General features: G+C 34.4%; 2 protein-coding genes. Both read right to left on the bottom strand.

Annotation, left to right across the window (positions count from 1 at the left end):
• Positions 1–149: 149 nt before the first annotated feature.
• Positions 150–857: a HEPN domain-containing protein gene (locus P767_RS0114765; RefSeq protein ID WP_026765151.1), complete on the bottom strand. Its 708-nt coding sequence runs from the start codon at positions 855–857 to the stop codon at positions 150–152.
• A 1-nt stretch (position 858) separates the two neighbouring features.
• The gene (locus P767_RS17315) at positions 859–1,977 is read right to left on the bottom strand and encodes a DUF262 domain-containing protein (protein ID WP_172637557.1); all 1,119 of its coding nucleotides are present in this window, start codon (positions 1,975–1,977) and stop codon (positions 859–861) included.
• Between the last annotated feature and the right edge of the window lie 49 nt (positions 1,978–2,026).

Raw genomic sequence — 2,026 nt, 5'->3', positions numbered from 1 at the left:
TTTTGGCGCTTGGCGCAGTGGTGGATTTCGGAGCACAAAATTGTCAATACACCACAAAAGCTGATGTGAGGTAGAATTTTCAATTAACCACTTCACCCGCCATTGAGCCAAACGCCTGTTACCGGCTGGCGTTCTTCTGTTCAATGATGTCATTTTTTTGCTGTAACTAATAAGTGTTTAATGTGTTTGTCTAATTCCTTGTCCAGCAACTCTGCTAGAATTTTTAAAAATTTTATTGCTTCTTTTTGAGAAGCTTTTGTAATGTTAAGAGTGTCGGCAGTATGAGCCACAACGTGTCTAACATTAACTATTTCATTTAGCTTGTCTTCAATAAATGTCGCAGCTACTGCATTCCCCCACTTAGTCTCAAAATCGGCTTTGATTGTATTGAAAATATCGGGTAGCCCAACTTCTTTGAATTTTGTTTTGACCGTGTCTCCATTTGGGTTGCTGTTAGTGTCAGAAAAGGTTGCAGGATTAATATGTTCGCCAATCAAATGTCTACAAGCAGTTAGAATCGAGTCTATTCTATCAACTTTCTGAGTTGTAGGTCCATATTTTGGCCCCTTCATAGGTGCATTAAGTCCATCAAAAACTATTTTTACTTTTAGATTGTCCGGTAATTTTTGCAAGTCAATTGTTGGTGGGCTTGTATTTAGTCTTGCAATATTTTCTTCGAAAAGCCTTCTTATGTAAAACTCAAATGATGCAACCATTAAAACAGCTGCACCACCCCTTAATCCCATTTTGAAAGGTTGGTCAGCTTGTCTATTTCTTGCATACTTTTCTGTTTCAATTTTTCGCAAGGAAATAGCAAGCTCTATTGACTCTTTGAATTTGTCAAGTGCTATTCCCATATTACAAGTAGTTATTTAGAATTTCTTTCAGCTTATTAATTCTGTAATGAAAACGAACAGGAGTAGCTGTTGAGGATTCTATGGATTCAATGAATGTTTTGTCTTGGCTAAAAAGGTTTTTGAAGTCCGCAAGAATGGATTCTTTATGTTCAATTATCAGATCTTTATCCCTGCCAAATAGAGCAAACATTTGCATATCATAGATTGGAGCCGATATCTGCTGTTTCCATTTGCTACTTTGCGGAATCCATCGTCTAAATGCTCCTTCTGTTCCGAATACCTTTTGAACAACATCTAAAGTGTCTTTAAATTCTTTTTCGAGTTCTAAAACTTTGTCTTCCTTAAGGCTTTGATTTTTGTCGAGATAATTGTCGAGAATATTTTTAAGACCACCACCGTAATTTGAGAAGGTATCTTTGAGTGCAAAAAATCTTACTACTAATTCTGCATCTTTCATTTCTTGATAGATTCTGGATTTAGTTTTTGACTTAATTCCCATAATCTTATGAAACAATTTATCTTCTGATAAATCCAAAATTTTGTCATTTAAAAGTCCGGGAAAAGCACTGTTTCTGATTTCTTGAGCATTAAGTTTTACACCACCAGTATTTAACCGCTGAAACACTTCATACTTTATGTCCTTATCAGATTGCCTTAAAATTATTATCGCCCTTACAGTTGCTCTTATTTTTAATGAGTTTTGAAACTCAATTGGTAAATCAAAGAAATTCAAATCATTTAAGTCTTTAAAAACAATTAAACCATTTAAAGTAAGTTTTCCGGTTATAAACTCGTGAATTGCTGACAATCTTTGTTTCCCATCTATAACGCTATATTTTCCAAAGTCATCTTCATTTAAAAATATAGGTGGCACAGGAACATTCATTAAAAATGATTCTATCAGTTTTGATTTTCGAACATCATCCCAACGAAATCTCCTTTGATATTTCGGAGCAAGATCAATAACTCTTTTTGTGATTAGGTTAGTAAGCCCTTCTAAATTGTAGTCAATTGTGCTGGTAAGAAGTTCTCTTTGTTTTTTGTCCAAAAAGTTTACTGAGGAAACATCTTCCGATTGATTGTCAGTTTCTTCAATGTCGTTTTTATATTCTTCTGTCATATTAATCATTTATTTTAAGGTTGTCTGTCTTATACACGCTTGCCGGTAA

The organism is Sediminibacterium salmoneum NBRC 103935 (genome assembly GCF_000511175.1).
Classification (GTDB): Bacteria; Bacteroidota; Bacteroidia; order Chitinophagales; family Chitinophagaceae; genus Sediminibacterium; species Sediminibacterium salmoneum.
This window is presented reverse-complemented; position numbering and strand designations above follow the sequence as displayed.

What these genes read in the sequence shown, in the direction of transcription:
- P767_RS0114765 (WP_026765151.1), bottom strand. Translation starts at nt 857, where the DNA reads ATGGGAATAGCACTTGACAAATTCAAAGAGTCAATAGAGCTTGCTATT.
- P767_RS17315 (WP_172637557.1), bottom strand. Translation starts at nt 1,977, where the DNA reads ATGACAGAAGAATATAAAAACGACATTGAAGAAACTGACAATCAATCG.